The sequence below is a fragment of the Pelagicoccus mobilis genome, assembly GCF_016595505.1.
In the GTDB taxonomy this organism is placed as follows: Bacteria; Verrucomicrobiota; Verrucomicrobiia; order Opitutales; family Opitutaceae; genus Pelagicoccus; species Pelagicoccus mobilis.
On sequence record NZ_JAENIL010000025.1, the window covers coordinates 76,822 to 94,148 of the forward strand.

Sequence of the window (17,327 nt, forward strand, 5' to 3'; positions counted from 1 at the left end):
ATCTCTAGGCAAATTCTATAAGGGTCGAGCATTATCAGCTCCCGGTTGTTCCCTCAAATCGAGGAAAAGGAAAGGGTATCTCAAGCTTTCGCCGCTTTGCTCCAAAGCTGGAGCCTCGGTGGTCGCGCTCAAGGTACCGATCAGGGAATAAGCATAGCCCCCTTCGCGAACGGTTACCTTGACGGTCAGCACCGAAATTTGGTGACCAAGAGGAGCTCCCTCAGGCACATCCACCAGCACCGCTGAGATATCCTCCGAGCTTGAAAAATAGTTGTCATCCCCAGTGCCGAGCTCGCCATCCATCCCCTTGAGAAACTCGTCGATCGCTTGCTTATCAAATTCGTTCAAATCAGCCATCGCCCGCAACGCCAGCGACGAAGCCGAGTTCACGTTCAGCGTCCCAACCTCGTGAACCGTAACCGCCTCTTCCAACTGGCTAAACACCGGCAGCGGCAAACCGTTTTCATCGAAGAAAAACTCTTCGAAATCGATCAGATACCTCAACTCCTCTACCGATTTAAGCGGTTGGTTCGCCGGATGCACGTCGAGCTCCAAGGAACTGTAATCCTCCGACTCCGCGCCCTCGATTCGCGTCTCGTCATCCACATCGATCCAATCGAGAAGCACGTCGCTCAGACGTGACGAAATATCCAGCTCGAACCCGAGCTCGTCGAACAACAGAATCAGAGAATCGCGATCAAGCGTGTTCAAGTCCACCTTCCCGCTTTCGTCGATGAACGAAAACTCCACTTCCAATCCTTCGCGAGGCTCCACCTGGGCATACTCTAGCGGGTCATCCCAACCTTGGTTCGGAGCATAAAGCGCCCCATCGATCGCTTTCACGTCAGCAAGCACAGCCACCGCCACTTCGAGCATCGACCACGCATCCATCCTCAGCTCGGAACGCTTCACAAAATAGCCCTCGCTCTTGATTTCGACCTCCGCCTTCTCGATGAACATCGTCAAGGCGAACGACACCACCACGATCAGCACCAAAACCATCAGCAGGATGGATCCTCGACTTCCACTGCGCGATCCGCCCCTCACAAGATCGGTGTCCCTTCCATCACTTTAGGCAAAATGATCTGCCGTTTGACCTCCTCACGACCGAACTGAAACACCAGCTCGATCCGTTCCGGCATCAAGTAAGACTCATCCGCCTCCTGCTGCGGCAGCTCCTCGATCTCCCACTCTGGACTCTCTTCCTCGTAGTTGATGTAGTGATACCGGATCAAGGTCACGAAAGGAGAGACCAAGGTCCTGCGCGGCGGATCCTCATCAAACGCATCCTCCAAACGCGAACGCCAAAGCAAAAACAAGCCCTCGTCTTCGTCGAACTCCAGAGAGCAAACGATGTGCGGCAGAGGATTCTCCGGCCAAATCAAGGCGCCCGGACTCTGCTCAAGCTCGAAACTCAAAAACTCCTCGTTCCGAGCGTCATCCCCCTCCCAATTCATCCAGAAGACAGGGTCGTTACCATCCTCCTCTGTCGCATAACGCAAACTAGCACGATGAAAACTGCTTTCAATGAAACGGGATACCCCGCGAGCATGCTTCTCGAACAAACGCTCGTTCGAACCCGCCCCCCAAAGCTCAGCCATGCTATAGAGAAAGCTGGTGATCGCAGTCAGGATAAACGCCCCCAAGGCCACCGCCAGCAGCACCTCTAAAAGCGTAAACCCGCTACGCTTGCCCCCTCGAGCCCCGCGGATGTTCGCCCGTCTCATCGTTCCGAACTCAACTGGCGCTCCACCAGCCGCTCCTTGGTGCGGGCTCTCAATTCATCGCGTTCGAGCGGCTCGGACCAGCTGGGTCGCGTCAGGTAAAACTGCTCAGTCGCCTCCGTCACTCCCTTTTCCTCATCCTCCGGATCCAACTCAACCGTCAGCGTGACCAGAAAAAGATCCGCCACTTCCGTGTACTCGTATTCCACGCTCCAACGAGCAAGACCATGCTCTCCCGTGACGACATCGCCCCCCTCTTCGACTTCCTCGATATCGCCCAGCAACAAAACCTGACGCCGAATCGCCGCCATGTCCTGCTCCAAACTTTGATTCACCTGCGTGCTCTCCACCGCCATCAGCGTGTTCAAGTAGGCCATCGAGAAATAGGTCACCGCCACGAAAAACAAGGCCATCGCCACCAGAACCTCCAGCAACGTGAACCCTAACAATCCAGCCGGAGCGGGCCCCTTCCCCCAATGCCGAGCCAGCGATAGCCTCCTAAATCCCCGCTTCATCCTCATTCGGGTCGACCAGCTGCACTCCCGTCCAAGGATCCATCTGGAAATTCGTTTCGAAGCCCGCGATTTTCATCGAAACCGTGTAAGGCGAGCAGGTCCCGTCCGGATAGAAGCCAACCGTAGCGATCTCCCGCTTGGCCACCAGCTCCCCAGCGATCAGCACGTAGCTGTTCTCCGGAGCCACTTCCTCGAAGAAAACCTCGATCTCCACATCCCCCATCGAAGACGTGTCGACCTCGAACGCCTCCGTTTCCCCGGCGGATCTCACCAGAAATCTCTGTTCCTTCCCGTCCCACTCCAAAAAATGTACCTGCTGATTGAATACGGCTCCCGACCGAGCCGATTCCACAGCCCGCCAATACTCGCGCTCGAGCGTTTCCAGCTCTCCGTCGCGTAGGAGGGAATTTATATTCATCACCAAAACCGAGCCGAGCATAGCCACCAAGGCCACTGCCAGCAGGACTTCAATGAGCGTAAATCCCTCCGCCCCTCTTTTTGAATTTCGAAACATAAGACGCCGCCCCAGCGCTTAAGCTAGAAGAACGCCTATTCCCAGTTCCCTATGTCGTCAGCCGTTCCGTCCTTGCCGTCTTCGCCAAGTGAATACAGATCGTATCCGCCGACGTTCTTGGTCCCCGGATAACGATACTTCAGCTCGTTGCCCCAAGGATCGACGAGGTCTTCCGCCTTGGTGATGTAAGGGCCTCTCCACCGTCCCTTGTCGTCGGAAGGCTTGACCAGAAGAGCCTTGATCCCCTGGTCCGTGGTCGGGTAGCGCCCCGTGTCAGCGCGGTACTTGAAGAGAGGAGCGTTAAACGACTCCTTCACCTTCATCGAAACGATCGCGTTTTGGTTGGAACCAAAAAGCTTGTCCGCGTTCGCCACTCCGAAACCGATCAAAAGCGACAGCAGGGCCAGCACCAACAAAATCTCAACCAAGGTAAAACCGGATTTCTTACCGCGAAAATTCTTACTCCTTCTCATTCTTTCAAGCTACAGCATTAAGGGTTTAGGGACTGTCCAATAAGTTGCTTTCGAGCGTACCAAGTGCAATTCGAGTTCCAAATTTTGGCTTTCGATTTGAGGTATACCCGGAGGGTATATCGAAACGAGGAAACGAAATCTGGAGCCGAAGGGTGCAAGTACGCGAAGAAATTGGACTTATTGGACAGTCTCTTAGGGATTTATCTGGGTAGAGTTCCAAAAGGGAAGCTCTCAAGGTGTAAAGTGTTTATAGACTAAGGGCTTTGCAACAATGTTGCGCCTTCTCCTTAGAACCACGACACCGGCGAGCTATTTCATTTATTTTGAAGTTATCGAGTTGTTCCTTTGAATTTAGCGGCACTTTATTACCGATCCGTTACCTCAACATTACATTTTCATAATTTAAGAAAACGGCACCCATCGCCGAACCCCAGCCTCCCAGCCCATGAGCGAAGACAACGCACTCCCCCACGAAGCCCTCTCAATGGTAGAAACCCGCATCCTCGGCTGCCTCATCGAAAAGGAAGCCACCACCCCCGACGTCTACCCCCTCACCCTCAATTCACTCGTCAACGCCAGCAACCAGAAGAGCAACCGCTCCCCCGTACTCGATCTCGACGACGAAGCCGTCTCGGCCGGGCTCGAATCGCTCCGCCACAAAAAACTAGCCCTGCTCGTCACCCAGACCGCCGCTCGGGTCGCCAAGTACCGCCACTCCCTCGACAACGTCTACCCGCTCCCCAAACCCCAAGTCGCCATCCTCGCCGAACTCCTCCTGCGCGGCCCCCAAACCGCAGGCGAGCTTCGCACCCGCTGCGAACGCATGTGCCATTTCGAAGACCTCGACACCATGCGCGACGAGCTCGAACAACTCGCCACCCGCCCGACTCCGCTGATCGTCGAACTCCCCCGCCAACCCGGCAAAAAAGACGCTCGCTTCGCCCACCTCCTCTCCGGCGAGCCCGAAATCGAAGCCCAAACAGTCGTAGCCCAGCCAAGCGGAGAACCCATGAAAGTCGAAGTCGCCACCGCACTCCCCGCAGAGGCCGAAGCTCGCATCGCGACTCTAGAGCAAACCGTCTCCCAACAATCCGCCGCCATCCAGGCGCTCCAGGAAGAACTCGCCAGCTTCAAAGCCCAATTCGAATAGAAGCCAAGCCCAGCTCTTCTCCCAATTCCACCCCACCTCCCAAGGCCCTCCACGGCTTTGTGAATAATTTCGCATTGCCACCGCTGCGCCCCGCTCCGTGAATCCCAGCCGTGGTAGCCGAAGCAGATCCAAGAATAAAGCTCTCCGTCTTCGAAGGCCCAATGGACCTTCTGCTCTTTCTCATTCGCAAGCATGAGATCGACATCTACGACATCCCGATAGAGCTCGTACTCGACCAGTACCTCGAAGTCCTCAACTCCATGAAGGAGGTGAAACTCGAGATCGCAGGCGACTTCTTCGTCATGGCCGCAACCCTCATGGAGATCAAAAGCCGCCTGCTGCTTCCCAAAACCAAACGCAGCGCCTCCGAAGACGACGATGACGACGCGGAAGTCGACCCCCGCTGGGAACTCGTCCATCAGCTCCTCGAGTACAAGAAATTCAAGGAAGCCGCCGACTCCATCGACAAACTCTCCGACCGGGCCGCCCTGCTTAAAGAACGCGACTACGACTCGGTCAACAAGACTGAAAAGCCCCAGCGCCCCCTCAAACCCGAGGATAAAATTTCCGTCTGGAACGCCTACAACATCGTCCTTCGACGCCTCACCGAAAAGCTGGTCGTGGGCGAAATCCAGGACGACTCCGTCACCGTCGTCGACCAGATGGAAATGCTGATCTCCAAGATCACCACCGAGCCCGTCTTCAACTTCTCCACCCTGTTCGAAGGCCCGATCGGCCTGCGACGACTAGTCACCACCTTCATCGCCATCCTCGAACTCACCCGCCTCAAACGCCTCAAGGTCGAGCAGGACGAAGCCTTCTGCGATTTCATCGTGACCGGACTCGAAGGCGGCGAGCGCCTCTCTTTCGAGGAAGAAAACGAGCTTGAACAGCCCGCCCCTTAGCCCACGCTCAAGGTTGTGCGAGACGAAAGCCTAGCGAACAAGCAATCACATCTACTCGGAGTCGGCCTGGACAACGAAGACGGCCACAAACGAATCACGCAGGCCGAGAAGTTTTCCATCGTCGGCGGTTCCCAAGAAACCCACGAACGCATGACCGAAACCGTCGTCAAGACCTTCGAAGACATGAAAAAGGCCGGCAAACAGCTCGAAACGATCGAGAAAAAGCACCTCGCAGAACTCATCGAGAAAAACCGCCCCAGCGAGTAGAAACGCAAGGCCGAGCGACGACCGGCCTTCCTCCCATGGCCCACCGCGACCCCGACACTCCACGCCCCAGCGCCCTCTCCATCGAAGACGGCAAAGGCGACGAAGTGTTGCCCGAAGGGCAGAAAACAGAAGAACAAGTCGTCATTGCAACCGACTCGCAGGGCAATTCGTTGACCTTGCTCGAGGAATACGCCGCTCGTAAAAAAGATAGCATATCTCCTCTCGAGCTAGCGATTAGCATCACATGCGCGACAGCTTCTCTTGCATTCGCGACACTCATCTATTTTAACACGCACTAATCATGGCAGACATCATCAACTTGAATGAACAAAGCTTTAACGACGCGATTTCCAGCGCCAACGGCCCAGTCCTCGTGGACTTCTGGGCGCCATGGTGCGGACCTTGTAAGGCAATCGCGCCGCTCCTCGAGGAAATCGCGGGCGAGCTCGACGGCAAAGCCGCCATCACCAAGGTGAACGTCGACGAAAACAGCGCCATCGCCGCCAAGTACAACGTGCGCGCGATCCCAACCCTCATCCTCTTCAAGGGCGGTGAGCAGGTCGACACCATCGTCGGCATGATCGGCAAGGACGACCTCAAGGCCAAGATCGAGGCCCACGTCTAAGCCTAGAAAACGAATTTTCCAAAGCGCCTCCCGCCATTTCGCGGGAGGCGTTTTTTTGTGCCAAAACCTCCACTACTGAAAGCGCGTCCGCCCGCCATAGAAGTTTGACTCGCACTTTCAAAATTGGCGGTATCGAGACACCCCTTAGCAAACATCCCGAACACGAATTTCCATGCCCGAGGCCCCTGACTCCGCACCCGCAAGTTCAACCGCCCCCGTCTCCACCCGCAGCAAAATCATCTACGGCCTCGGGACAGGAAACGACATGTGGGGCAACTGGCTCTACGTCACTTTCGCCTGGACCGTGTTCAACCAGTTTCTCGGCGTTCCTGGCACTCTGATTGGCACCGCCCTGATGCTGCGCCTCGGCTGGGACGCCATCACCGACCCCCTGTTCGGCTGGTGGTCAGACAACACACGAACACGCTACGGCCGCCGCCGCCCCTTCATCCTCGTCGGCTCGATCCTCAGCGGACTCTTCTTCCCCATGCTCTTCCTCGTGGGCAAAGACTGGAGCAACACCGCCTACTTCTGGTGGATGCTCGGCAGCTCCATGGTCTTCATGACCTTCGTCAGCTGCTTCAACATGCCCTACTCCAGCCTCGGAGCTGAACTCAGCCCCGACTACCAAGAGCGCAACAGCATCTTCAAATTCAAAGGCAGCATCCAGAAGATCATGGAGATCGCGATGTTCACCGCCGGAGCATTCGCCACCGCCCTCATCTGGGACAACGCGACCTGGGCAGACGTCCCGCAGAAACTAGCCATACTCGTCAGCAACGCCTTCAGCTGGCTCGGCTCCATGGGGGGAGCCCTTTTCACTTTCGACTTCGCGGCAGCGCTCAGCCTGATGGCCACCCCGTTCGGACTCGAGTCAGGCGACGGCGGCGAAAACGTGAATACCCTCCTCGGAGCGCAAGTCTACGGCGTCATTCTCGGCATCCTGATGATCTGCATCGGCTTCCTCCTCTTCTTTGGTCTGAAGGAGCGCTACTACGACAAGATCGTAAGCAAGTCGCAGGACAAGATCCGCATCACGGAAACCATTTGGGAAGCTCTCAAATGCCGCCCCTTCCGCACCCAACTCGCCATGGGGCTCTCCTATTCACTAGGCCTCAGCATGGTCGGCACCCTCGGACTCTACGCCACCCTCTACTACGTCAGCCAAGGCAACCTGACCGAAGGCTACCTTTGGAACGCCGGGATGGGACTCGCCAATACCGTCTTCGGCTTCATGGGCCCGCTCACTTGGGGGCTACTCGCTCATCGCACCGACAAGCGATTCACCATTCTCTGCATCCAGATTTCCGGAATCGTCGTCTTCACCGCCACCTGGTGGCTCTACACTCCGGAAGTACAGTGGCTACAAATTTTCGCCTCCGGCTCCATCGCCTTCACTCAAGCCGCCTTCTGGATGATGTATGGCTCGATCGGAGCCGACGTCATCGACTACGACGAATACGAGAACGGCAAGCGTCGTGAAGGCGCCTTCTCCGCATGCGGCTCCTACATCATGAAAATCGGCATGATGCTCGGCATGTTCATTAGCGGGGTCACTCTAGACCTTACCGGCTTCGATGCAGAGCTCGGCGGCGATCAGAGCGACTCCGCCATCTTCTGGATCCGCTTCCTCCTCGCAGCAGTTCCAATCGCAGGCCTGATCCTCTCCTTTATCTTCGTTCTCAACTTCCCTCTCACCGCCAGCAAGATGAGAGAGATCCGCACCCAACTAGAAGAACGACGCGGCACGGTATAAACGGTAGTGCCCGCTGTCCTCAACGGGCACTGTAATTTCGTCCTATTTCTCCTGATACGTATCGAATACGGAGCGAGCGACCACCGCCTTCTTGACCTTGGCCAAAGTCGTCTTCTCAGTCGGAGTGACTCGTATCGTATTTGATTCCCCTGCCATGAGATGGACAAAGTTGTCGCTGAAACGCGCGTCCATCCCCTTTAGCTCAAGCCAAGTCCAAAGCGAAGGTTTCTGAGCGGAAATCGTTATATCGAACGCGCCCCGCGGAGCTACCTTCACCTTTACGGAAAGCTTTGGATCCACAAGCGTCAGATGCTTCGGACGAGCGAACGTCACCAAGTTCTCGCTCACAACCTTTCGGCCATCCTTAAGCGAGAGCTTAATCATCAAGCCACGTTGCCCCTGCTCGGCCACCAACTTCTTCAACTTGAGAACCTTCACGACTCCAGTCGAATTCGCCCGAGAGCGGACCTTCTTCGTTCCAGTTTCAAACTCGTTCCCATCCACATCGACGACCTTCCAGCCTACCGTCAGCGGTTTTGCCTCCAGCAAATCGTTCACCACGTGGATAGCGACTTCACTCGTATCCAAGTCTTCGACACCAGTCACCAACAACGGATTGTAGAAGTTTCGAGCCGCGTAATGCAGAGCCTTCCACTTTCCGAAAAAGTCGACCGAAGACCAACTCGCCACCTGCCAGCAGTCGTTAAGCTGCCAATACAAAGCCCCCATGCAACGAGGCTTGTTCATGCGCCAGTGCTCCACCGCATACTTGATCGCAAGCCCCTGCAAAATCTGAGTCAGCCAAATCGTGTTGTCGAAACCAACCGGTAGGCGGAACCAACTGAGCATGTAGTCGATTATCGCACTATTGCCGATAGGACTACGCTGATGCTGCTCCATAACGTACGAAGTGACATTGCGCTCCTCCTTGTTCGTGTAAGTCTCGATCGTGCTGGGTTCCGGAAAACTCTGAAAACCGAATTCGCTACAGAAACGGTGATAAGCAGTGCGGTACCACTCAAACGGGCGACGCCCATGCCAAACCTTCCACAAGTGAGCATCTCCACAATCCGGATTCTGCGAAAACTTGCGATCTCCCACAGGCGAATGCTCGCTTGAAGGCCAATAGTCCGTTTGAGCATCATTCTGCTTCACCACCTTCGCTATCACCTTGTCGAAGAGGTTGATGTATTCGTCCCAAGGCATCTGCCCCGGCTCATCCCCCAGGATTGGCGGGATGTGCTCCATCTCATTGTTGCCGCACCAGATAGCAAGACACGCATGGTGGCGTATCCGCTGCACGTTCTGGGCCACCTCTACCTTCACGTTATCGACAAACTCGTCGTCAAACCCTGGATACGCCGAACAAGCGAACATGAAGTCCTGCCAAATACAGATCCCCAGCTCGTCACAAGCGTCGTAAAAATCGTCGCGCTCGTATTTCCCGCCACCCCATACGCGAATCATGTTCATGTTCGCCTCGGCAGCCGACTTCAACAAATCGCGATTTCGCTCGTTGGTTCCCCACACATCGAACTGGTCCGAAGGAATCCAATTCGCTCCTTTGGAAAAGAAACGGTTTCCATTCGCTTGGAAACAAAAAGACTCGCCCCACTGGTCCTTCTCGCGAACCAGCTTCAACTCGCGGATTCCGATTCGCTTGCTCGATTGGTCGAGCACTTCCCCTTCCGCATCTAGTAAAGTCACCGCAAACACATACAACGGTTGCTCGCCCAGTCCATTAGGCCACCAGAGCTCAGGCTGCTTAACCGTCAACTGCGTCTTCGCCTTTCCACGCGAAACCTGACTCTCCCCGCTCGCGACCACAGAGCCGCCAAGAGATAGCGTGACGAACGCCTTCAGCTTTCCACGACGCGTCGCCGAAACGCTGGTTTCGACTTCCAAGTCCGCCTTCCTGAAATTCTTCGACAACGACTGAGTTACCAGAAGCTGAGAAATCTCAGCCGTATCGAACGCCTCGATACGCACCGAACGCCAGATACCGCAGGTAACGATCATCGGCCCCCAGTCCCAACCAAAGTTCGACTGCTCCTTGCGCACCCATTGCCCGCCTTCGAGTCGGTGGTGATCAATACCCGTCTGCCAAAGAAAACGCTCCTTCTGCTTCGCCAAACCATACTTGAGAGCAGAGGCAAACTTGATGGAAATCCGATTCGCTCCCGCCTTGAGCAAAGGCTTCACGTCAAACTCCCACTCCCGGAACATGTTGTTCGTCTCGGCCAGCTTTCGCCCGTTGATCGAAATAGTCGCCAAGGTGTCCAGCCCATCGAAACGCAACATCACTCGATCCCGCCCTAGCAGACTCTCGCTTGCCTCAAACTCGCGGGTGTAAGTCCAAGACTCTTCCCCCACCCATTGGACAAGCTTCTCGTTGTCTCGATAGTACGGATCCGGAATCAGCTTCTCCCGATGCAAATCAGCGTGCACGCAACCGGGCACAATCGCCGGAATTTCAATTTTCTTCGGACCGGTCAAAGTCCATTCACCATCAAGTTCGAGAAGTTCGTTCATACTGTCAGTAAGCGTTGTCGATTTAGGGGAACACCAATTTGCAAAGCATCACTTTAGATGCTCTAAAACTAATTCGCTTTGAGAAATAGCGTATAAAATTTAAGTGAGGCCTAACGGCTCAGCTCGCCAACGCTTTCCCTACCAGAGCCTTTTCCGCCTCGCCAAGCGGAAGCGAGAGGGCTGCTTCGTGACCCGCTTCGCTCATCTTGGCCCAGGTCTTCTGCAAGATGTTCACCATCTTCTCCTCGTCGGTCTTCTCGCTAAACTGGGCGAACTGCTTTTCAAGGAACACAAGACAGAGCGCGTCCTCAAGAGCCTGGCACTCCGGGTCCGACTTGATCCCCTTCTTCAGATTCAAATCCGAGACGCGGGCGATCGTCTCCGCGTCATAGTCCATCATCTCCAAGACCTCAGTGGTCTTGTGGGCATGAAACTTCTTCAGGTCAGCACGCCACTTCAGATAGCCCGCTCGATCACGCGAATAGTCCTCGCGCGGAATCATCCAACGGCAAATGTGCTGACCACGGGTCGCTAACATCAACGCTTCGCTCGCGTCCGGAGCGAGCTGCAGCAGCCAACGCGTGAGCTGCACCGAGAAGAACAACTCGTAGCCAACGTTCCTTCCATCCATCGCGTAGCGATTCGGATCGTCGTCGTTAAGCAAATCCATCTCCCCGATCGCCTTCAAAAAACGCGTCGTGTCGGCGACACGGCCTAACTGCCGCTCGAGCAAGTCCTTATCAAAAGTCCGTTCCATCCCAAAACCCTAGTAGGGAAGCGTTTAAAGGCAATAGCGAGGGCGACTTCTAATAGAGTTAATTACTCAAGAAACGCTCGCACCCTAAGACGATCCCCCAGTGCCACATCAATGAGCCCTGATATCTTTCGAGCTTCCCATCAAGGCGACCGGATTTAACAATCCATTTACATTAACGGCATTTTTACAATCGCCGGACTAACATCAACTCACCCAAAACAACATCCATGCGCATCAACTCCATCCGCCTCGCTCTTCTAGCAAGCTGCGCCACCCTTTCCGCCCTCGCGGCCACAGCCGCCCCCAAGCTCATGCAAGGCCCAATGCTCGGCCACGTCGACCAGAGCTCCGCTCAAATCTGGGCCCGCGTCGCCGGCGAGGCAGACCTTTCCATCCTGTATTCTAAGAGCCCCAACTTCACAGAAGCCCTCGAGTCCCCCGCCATCCGTGCCACCGCGGAAAACGACTACTGCGTTCAAGCGACCATCGACGGGCTCGAAGCGGGCTCTTTCTACTACTACCAAGTGCTCGTCGACGGTGAACCGCTCGCCTCCCCCCGCGAAAACGAAGGCTACCCGCTCCTCACCGCGCCGCCTTCCGACATGGAAGTGCAGTTCACCGTCGCCTTCGGGGCAGGCGCCAAAACCGAAATCGACGGCATGCAAGCCATCTGGCTCCAAGTGCAAAACGCTCGCCCGCACGCCTTCTTCTGGCTCGGCGACAACGAGTCCGCCGAAGGCCTCGCCCCAGCGTTCCAAGCCGAGCAATACCGCAAGCAACGCAGCATCCCGTTCCTCCAACCCCTCCTCCGCTCCATCCCGCAAATGGCCACTTGGGACGGACCGGGCGTTGACGAAGCAAAGTCATTCGAGGTCTTCCAACGCTACTGGGCCAATCCAGCCTACGGAACAACGGAAGCTCCCGGTTCCTACTTCAAGCATAACTACGGCGGCGTAGACTTCTTCGTACTCGATACCTACAGCTACCGCCAAAACGACGAATCCGCGACCCTTCTCGGCGAAACTCAAATCCAGTGGCTGAAATCCGAGCTCGAAGCCAGCGAAGCACCTTTCAAAGTCCTCCTCAGCAGCAGCAGCTGGACTGACATCAAGGAACACACCGATTCCACCTGGATGGCCTTCCCAGAAGAGCGTGACGAACTTCTCGGCTACATCACACAGCAAGACATCCCCGGCGTGATCCTCGTTTCCGGCGACAATGATCAGGCCGAGATAAAAGCGATCCCGATGTCAAACGCTGGTGGATACGACTTCTACGAGCTCGTCAGCAGCCCGCTCGCCCAAGACCCCACAGCAACCTTCGACGAGCAAGATCCCTCCACCATCCACATCCACGAGCCGTACTCGACTACCATGAATTTCGGCCTACTCAGCTTCGACATGACCGGCGAGGACCCAAGCTTCGCCTACGAAGTCATCAACGTCTTCGGCGAGAGCGTCTTCCCTGCCCTCGAAGTCAAAGCGAGCGAACTCAAAAACGGCACCGCCTCCTGGCAAACCAAAGTAGACGACCCAGAAACCTACGCCAACGTTCCGCCAGCCGCCCCAAGCGAAGCAGTCGTGCAGTAACGAAAGGGTAGAGCCCGCTGTCCCTAGCGGGCGCAACGCCGAAACAGACTATGGCCGTTGGGGACAACGGCCGCTAACTTCCTTAGAAACCGGGTCCGATCACCAGTTCGACCCGGTTTTCGTTTGCAAAGTAGCGCTTCGCGAACGCACGCAAAGAATCGACCGAAACCGCATCGATCTTCTCGTCGTAATTCCGCCACTCGTTCACCGGCAAACCATAGACCCCGTTTAAGACGGCTTGGCTCGCACAGCTCGAGTTGGTCTGCATGCTCATTCGCTTTGCAGCCTTCAGGCGCTTCTTGCAACGAGCAAGCTCCTCTTCGCCCACCCCTTCCATCACACGATTCGTTTCACGATCAAGCTCGACGATCACTTCCTCGAAACGCTCAGGAGAAGTCCCTGCATAAAAATAGAACATCGTCGCATCCAGCCCGACGATACGTGCGGAACGCACAAAGTAAGCTAGACTCAACTTCTCGCGAACCCGATCAAAAAGCTCGCTCGACATCCCCGAAAACAGTTCGTCGGCGACCTCAGAGACGTAATAATCGTCCCCCTTCAGCCCCGGAGCCGGATAGGCGTGAAACACGATCGCCTGCTGACGATCCATCACTTCCCGATGCTCGCCTACTTCGGCTGGCTTCGCAAATACCGAGCCGCTAGCCGGCAAGACCTTTTGGTCCAGCTTGCTTAGCAACGATTCCAATTTTGCTTTGAGAGCGCCTCGGTCAAACTGGCCGGAAACGCCAATCGTAACGTTCCCGCCAACCACGATCTGCTCCCAGAACGCCCGCACTTCATCGAGCGTGATCGAAGAAACAGTCTCCAAACTTCCACTACCGCTTTCTCCAAACGGGTAGTCTCCGAAGAAACGCTTTCGCAAAGCACGACGGCCCGCAGTCACGATATCATCGAGATTTTCCTTAATCCCCGCCAAGTGCGACTCCTTTTCGACAGCGTAGACCTCCTCTTTGAACTTTGGGCGAAGCAAGGACTCTTCGATCAAATCGAGGGCCAGATCGGTATCCGACGGCAAGACCTCGAGGGCGAATCCCAAACTGTTGTTACCCGAAAACTCATAAAAGCTGCCCCCAACTCCTTCGATCGCCTCGGCAACTTCAAGCGCGCTACGCTTTTCGGTGTCCTTGGTCATCATCGTTGAGAGCAATGCAGTCAGCCCCTGCTTCCCCTCAGGCTCGAACATCGCCCCTGCCTGCATGGCCACACGAAAGTGCAGATTGGGCAAACGGTTGTTTTCGCGGAGCAGGATCTTGCAACCATTCGCCAGCACGATCTCCTCGAAATCGAGAGCGGCTTTCGACTGATCGCTGTCATCGGCTTCCTTTGTCAGCCGATCTTTGGGATTCAGCGTCACCGTCGTCAAACGATCCCAGCGTATCCAAGCATCAAGCACACGCTTCAGGTCCGCTGCCGTCACCTCCGCGATTCGCTTCAAATAATTCCGAGCATACCCGATGTCTCCCACTACCACTTCAGCCGTTCCCAACCGAGCCGCCTGGCCAGCTGCCGTCTTTCGAGAGTTCACTTCATTTACCAGCAGTTGGCGCCGGACCTTGTCCATGATCTGCGGCGTAAAGTCCTTTTCCTGCAAGGAAAGAACATACCGACGCATCTCCTCCAGAGCCGCCTCGCTCTTGTCAGGATCGCAAATCATCGAGACGTAAAAAACGCCCACATTTCCCGGTGTCCAGTTCGACACGTCGATCATGTGAACGAGCTGCTTCTCTTCACGCAAATGCTGGTAAAGCAACGCGCTGTCACCATTGCCCAACGCAAGGGCCAATGCGTCGAGAGCAGGCGTATCCGCATGCGTGAGACCAGGCACCTGAAATCCCATGGCAACTCGCGAAATTTGCACTTCCTCGTACAAATCCTGGCGGCGATCAGACAACTGCAAAGGCTCTTCAGGAAGATAAACCGGAGCCAGCGAGCGACGCTGGAATTCTCCAAAGTGATTTTCAACCGCAGCCCTCATCTCAGGCACGTGGAAATCCCCCGCCACCACGAGAACCGCATTATTTGGAACATAGCGCCCTTCATAATACTCGACCAAGTCCTCACGCGAGATCCGGTTAAACACGTCCTTGTATCCAATAATCGGATAGCGGTAGGGGTGCTTGTTAAACGCGGTCTCAAAAAGCGAGTGCATCAGCTTGCTGTCCGGATCGTCCTCACCCATCGCGATTTCGCGATTGATAACTTCCCGCTCCTTATCGACTTCTTCCGCAGGAAACGTCGAGCCGAACACCGAATCGCTCAACACATCGAGAGCCACATCCACATTCTCCGCCGGCATGTCGATGTAATACACCGTCCGATCGAAAGTCGTGTAAGCGTTGATATAGCCGCCCGATTCATGCACCACACGGGCGATCTCCTTGCCGGGACGCTTCTCCGTGCCCTTGAAGAGCATGTGCTCGACGAAGTGAGAGATGCCGGATCCCAGATGACGATCCTCATGCACGCTCCCTGTCTTCACCCAAACCTGCACCGAGCAGACGGGAGACGAGTTATCCGGTTTCAGCAAAACCGTCAGCCCATTCGGCAAAACAAAACGGTCAACCGGCTCTTTGAGCAAAGGAGCGATCATCGCCTGACCTTCGTCAAGCGCGCGATTGTGGGGGGAGTGGTCCATGGTTGGAAAAATAGATAGCGTCCGTTGTCCCCAGCGGACACTCTTGCAAAACATTTTGGCCGTTGGGGACAACGGCCGCTACCCGATAACGCTACAGCGACTCGATCGCCCGGTAGCTCGGACGCTTCAGGAACCGCTTCTTCGGCTTAAAAGGTTTCTCGAACGCCTCCTTGAAGGTGTAGGTGGATGCGAAATCTTCTCTGGCGTCGTTCTCGTTCTTACTGAAAACGCCGTATTCGATCAGGTTGAATACCATCTCGCCAAAATCCTCGCACTTGGTGATGCCCCAGGAGGTGAGAATGTAGTAAGTCATCGGACCATACTGCTCCAAAGCATACTCGCGAATTCCATCGAGCAGCTCCTGCCCTGACACGTGACGCTTGGCCACCTTGGTAACCACCTTTCCTTGGCGCTTGCGCTCCCTGTCGATGGTGAAGTTCAAGGCCTTCTGGAGAAAGAGGTACCCGTTCTTCGCGTAACGCGGGTCCTCCTTTACGATCAGGCTAACAACTTCCGTAAAATCGTGCTCTTTCATTATAGTGGATGGGTCTCTCGATAAGACGCTCAACTCTCAGCTCTGCACCCCACAAATCCCTGCCCAGACTGTCAATCTTGCAAAAAGAAAGTTGTGACCAAATGCGCCGCAGTCATTTTTCGTAACCACTCGCAGCCTTGATGCGTAATACTTGCACGTTCGCAAGCAGCACACAGCTGCAACCAATCTCTCCCATCTGCATAAACGCATGAAAACCAACCTTACCATCGCGATCACTATCGTCGTGCTTCTAACCGCCTGGATGATCTTCGGTTCCATCGGCGCCAACCAGAAGGCCGCCGAAGACGCGGAAGCGCAAACCGCAGCCGCGAACGAAAAAAAACCGCTCCCCAGCGTGCGGGTGCGTGACTCGATCGCTCAACCCTACGCCGCTCAAATCACCCTGCGCGGAAAAACGGAAGCCTCCCGTGACAGCGTGCTCAAGGCCGAAATCGGCGGTCAAATTCTTCGCATCGTAGCGCCCCGCGGCGCTCAGGTCGAAGCTGGCGCCCCCCTCATCGAAATCGACTCGCAAAACCTTCCAGAGCAACTGGCAGCGGCCAAAACCCTTCTCACTCAACGAAAACTCGAATACGAAGCCGCTCAGAAACTTCGTACCAACGGCTACCAGTCCGAAACCCGACTCGCCGAATTCGCAGCTCTGCTCGCAGACGCCCAAAACCAGGTCGCAGCGACCGAAATCGCCCTCGAAAACACCGTCATCCGCGCCCCCTTCGACGGAATCTTCAACGAACGACTCGTGGAAGTCGGCGAGTTCGTAGCCGTCGGCGACCCCATGGCCCACTTCCTCGCCCTGCACCCCATGATAGTCTCCGCAGAAGCCACCGCCCTCGAGATCCAAAAAATTGACCACGACTCCCCCGCCATCGCGAAAATTGGCGAACGCACCGTGCAAGGGCGCATCCGCTACCTTTCCCGAGCGGCCAACGAAGCCGTGCGTACTTACACCGTAGAGTTTGAATTCGACAACCAGGACCTCAGCTTCGAAGCCGGCCTGACCGCTGACATCGTCACCACCACCGAAAGCGCCATGGCTCACAAGGTCACGCCTGCGGTACTCTTCCTCAGCGCCGATACGGACGGCGAGCTAGGACTCAAAACCGTCGAGGAAGGCGACACCGTGGGATTCTACAAAACCGAAATCATCGGCACAGGAGACGACGGATTCTGGGTCAGCGGCCTCCCAGACAAGGTAAAGCTCATCACCGTCGGCCAAGGCTTCGTTGTCCCCGGAGCAACCGTTGAAGCCGTCGAGGAAAGCGCCCTCCAATAGCGATCACCCTGCCACCCAAACCCGAAGCCCGGAAC

The 17,327-nt window shown here is 55.8% G+C and carries 17 protein-coding genes; 8 read left to right on the forward strand and 9 right to left on the reverse strand.

The window, feature by feature from the left end:
* Positions 1 to 15: 15 nt before the first annotated feature.
* From JIN87_RS14335 to gspG, 5 genes are read right to left on the reverse strand one after another with little or no spacing between them, the layout of a single operon-like run.
* Positions 16 to 1,002 (reverse strand): type II secretion system minor pseudopilin, encoded by a 987-nt coding sequence (locus JIN87_RS14335; protein ID WP_200356267.1) that lies wholly within the window; start codon positions 1,000 to 1,002, stop codon positions 16 to 18.
* Between the two features lie 41 nt (positions 1,003 to 1,043).
* Positions 1,044 to 1,727: a prepilin-type N-terminal cleavage/methylation domain-containing protein gene (locus JIN87_RS14340; protein ID WP_200356268.1), complete on the reverse strand. Its 684-nt coding sequence runs from the start codon at positions 1,725 to 1,727 to the stop codon at positions 1,044 to 1,046.
* Positions 1,724 to 2,239 (reverse strand): PulJ/GspJ family protein, encoded by a 516-nt coding sequence (locus JIN87_RS14345; RefSeq protein ID WP_200356269.1) that lies wholly within the window; start codon positions 2,237 to 2,239, stop codon positions 1,724 to 1,726. Before JIN87_RS14345 ends, JIN87_RS14340 begins: the two co-directional genes overlap by 4 nt.
* The gene (locus tag JIN87_RS14350; protein WP_200356270.1) at positions 2,223 to 2,753 is read right to left on the reverse strand and encodes a prepilin-type N-terminal cleavage/methylation domain-containing protein; all 531 of its coding nucleotides are present in this window, start codon (positions 2,751 to 2,753) and stop codon (positions 2,223 to 2,225) included. Before JIN87_RS14350 ends, JIN87_RS14345 begins: the two co-directional genes overlap by 17 nt.
* A gap of 35 nt (positions 2,754 to 2,788) precedes the next feature.
* Positions 2,789 to 3,226 carry a type II secretion system major pseudopilin GspG gene (gspG, locus tag JIN87_RS14355; RefSeq protein WP_200356271.1) on the reverse strand — a complete coding sequence of 146 codons (438 nt, stop codon included), beginning with the start codon at positions 3,224 to 3,226 and terminating at the stop codon, positions 2,789 to 2,791.
* A 445-nt stretch (positions 3,227 to 3,671) separates the two neighbouring features.
* On the opposite strand from gspG, the gene JIN87_RS14360 reads away from it, so the two are divergent.
* The 6 genes from JIN87_RS14360 (at position 3,672) to JIN87_RS14385 (ending at position 7,929) form a co-directional block, all read left to right on the forward strand.
* Positions 3,672 to 4,376, forward strand: a complete 705-nt coding sequence (locus JIN87_RS14360) for a YceH family protein (RefSeq protein WP_200356272.1) — start codon at positions 3,672 to 3,674, stop codon at positions 4,374 to 4,376.
* Positions 4,377 to 4,486: 110 nt separating this feature from the next.
* The gene (locus tag JIN87_RS14365; protein WP_325176389.1) at positions 4,487 to 5,281 is read left to right on the forward strand and encodes a segregation and condensation protein A; all 795 of its coding nucleotides are present in this window, start codon (positions 4,487 to 4,489) and stop codon (positions 5,279 to 5,281) included.
* A 15-nt stretch (positions 5,282 to 5,296) separates the two neighbouring features.
* A complete protein-coding gene (locus JIN87_RS14370) occupies positions 5,297 to 5,548 on the forward strand; it encodes a hypothetical protein (protein WP_200356273.1) in 252 nt (83 codons plus the stop codon).
* Positions 5,549 to 5,583: 35 nt separating this feature from the next.
* Complete coding sequence (locus JIN87_RS14375; RefSeq protein WP_200356274.1) at positions 5,584 to 5,847, forward strand: hypothetical protein; 264 nt, start codon at positions 5,584 to 5,586, stop codon at positions 5,845 to 5,847.
* A 2-nt stretch (positions 5,848 to 5,849) separates the two neighbouring features.
* Positions 5,850 to 6,173 carry a thioredoxin gene (trxA, locus tag JIN87_RS14380; protein WP_200356275.1) on the forward strand — a complete coding sequence of 108 codons (324 nt, stop codon included), beginning with the start codon at positions 5,850 to 5,852 and terminating at the stop codon, positions 6,171 to 6,173.
* Positions 6,174 to 6,345: 172 nt separating this feature from the next.
* Complete coding sequence (locus tag JIN87_RS14385) at positions 6,346 to 7,929, forward strand: MFS transporter (RefSeq protein WP_200356276.1); 1,584 nt, start codon at positions 6,346 to 6,348, stop codon at positions 7,927 to 7,929.
* A 42-nt stretch (positions 7,930 to 7,971) separates the two neighbouring features.
* Here the strand turns inward: JIN87_RS14385 and JIN87_RS14390 are convergent, their stop codons facing one another.
* Positions 7,972 to 10,461, reverse strand: a complete 2,490-nt coding sequence (locus JIN87_RS14390) for a beta-mannosidase (RefSeq protein WP_200356277.1) — start codon at positions 10,459 to 10,461, stop codon at positions 7,972 to 7,974.
* A 118-nt stretch (positions 10,462 to 10,579) separates the two neighbouring features.
* Complete coding sequence (locus JIN87_RS14395) at positions 10,580 to 11,218, reverse strand: DUF4202 domain-containing protein (protein ID WP_200356278.1); 639 nt, start codon at positions 11,216 to 11,218, stop codon at positions 10,580 to 10,582.
* A gap of 227 nt (positions 11,219 to 11,445) precedes the next feature.
* Here JIN87_RS14395 and JIN87_RS14400 point away from each other — a divergent pair, with 227 nt between their 5' ends.
* Positions 11,446 to 12,807: an alkaline phosphatase D family protein gene (locus JIN87_RS14400; RefSeq protein WP_200356279.1), complete on the forward strand. Its 1,362-nt coding sequence runs from the start codon at positions 11,446 to 11,448 to the stop codon at positions 12,805 to 12,807.
* 82 nt (positions 12,808 to 12,889) lie between these two features.
* Here the strand turns inward: JIN87_RS14400 and JIN87_RS14405 are convergent, their stop codons facing one another.
* Positions 12,890 to 15,463 (reverse strand): M16 family metallopeptidase, encoded by a 2,574-nt coding sequence (locus JIN87_RS14405; protein ID WP_200356280.1) that lies wholly within the window; start codon positions 15,461 to 15,463, stop codon positions 12,890 to 12,892.
* Between the two features lie 91 nt (positions 15,464 to 15,554).
* Positions 15,555 to 15,998 carry a Minf_1886 family protein gene (locus JIN87_RS14410; protein WP_200356281.1) on the reverse strand — a complete coding sequence of 148 codons (444 nt, stop codon included), beginning with the start codon at positions 15,996 to 15,998 and terminating at the stop codon, positions 15,555 to 15,557.
* 208 nt (positions 15,999 to 16,206) lie between these two features.
* Here JIN87_RS14410 and JIN87_RS14415 point away from each other — a divergent pair, with 208 nt between their 5' ends.
* Positions 16,207 to 17,292, forward strand: coding sequence for an efflux RND transporter periplasmic adaptor subunit (locus tag JIN87_RS14415; protein ID WP_200356282.1), 1,086 nt, complete (start codon positions 16,207 to 16,209; stop codon positions 17,290 to 17,292).
* Positions 17,293 to 17,327 lie beyond the last annotated feature (35 nt).

Bases quoted from the DNA above. Each gene is read 5' to 3' on its own strand.
- JIN87_RS14350 (WP_200356270.1), bottom strand. From the start codon at position 2,753: ATGTTTCGAAATTCAAAAAGAGGGGCGGAGGGATTTACGCTCATTGAA.
- JIN87_RS14390 (WP_200356277.1), bottom strand. From the start codon at position 10,461: ATGAACGAACTTCTCGAACTTGATGGTGAATGGACTTTGACCGGTCCG.
- JIN87_RS14395 (WP_200356278.1), bottom strand. From the start codon at position 11,218: ATGGAACGGACTTTTGATAAGGACTTGCTCGAGCGGCAGTTAGGCCGT.
- JIN87_RS14375 (WP_200356274.1), top strand. From the start codon at position 5,584: ATGGCCCACCGCGACCCCGACACTCCACGCCCCAGCGCCCTCTCCATC.
- JIN87_RS14360 (WP_200356272.1), top strand. From the start codon at position 3,672: ATGAGCGAAGACAACGCACTCCCCCACGAAGCCCTCTCAATGGTAGAA.
- JIN87_RS14340 (WP_200356268.1), bottom strand. From the start codon at position 1,727: ATGAGACGGGCGAACATCCGCGGGGCTCGAGGGGGCAAGCGTAGCGGG.
- JIN87_RS14400 (WP_200356279.1), top strand. From the start codon at position 11,446: ATGCGCATCAACTCCATCCGCCTCGCTCTTCTAGCAAGCTGCGCCACC.
- JIN87_RS14335 (WP_200356267.1), bottom strand. From the start codon at position 1,002: ATGGTTTTGGTGCTGATCGTGGTGGTGTCGTTCGCCTTGACGATGTTC.
- JIN87_RS14385 (WP_200356276.1), top strand. From the start codon at position 6,346: ATGCCCGAGGCCCCTGACTCCGCACCCGCAAGTTCAACCGCCCCCGTC.
- JIN87_RS14345 (WP_200356269.1), bottom strand. From the start codon at position 2,239: ATGAAGCGGGGATTTAGGAGGCTATCGCTGGCTCGGCATTGGGGGAAG.
- gspG (WP_200356271.1), bottom strand. From the start codon at position 3,226: ATGAGAAGGAGTAAGAATTTTCGCGGTAAGAAATCCGGTTTTACCTTG.
- JIN87_RS14415 (WP_200356282.1), top strand. From the start codon at position 16,207: ATGAAAACCAACCTTACCATCGCGATCACTATCGTCGTGCTTCTAACC.
- JIN87_RS14410 (WP_200356281.1), bottom strand. From the start codon at position 15,998: ATGAAAGAGCACGATTTTACGGAAGTTGTTAGCCTGATCGTAAAGGAG.
- trxA (WP_200356275.1), top strand. From the start codon at position 5,850: ATGGCAGACATCATCAACTTGAATGAACAAAGCTTTAACGACGCGATT.
- JIN87_RS14405 (WP_200356280.1), bottom strand. From the start codon at position 15,463: ATGGACCACTCCCCCCACAATCGCGCGCTTGACGAAGGTCAGGCGATG.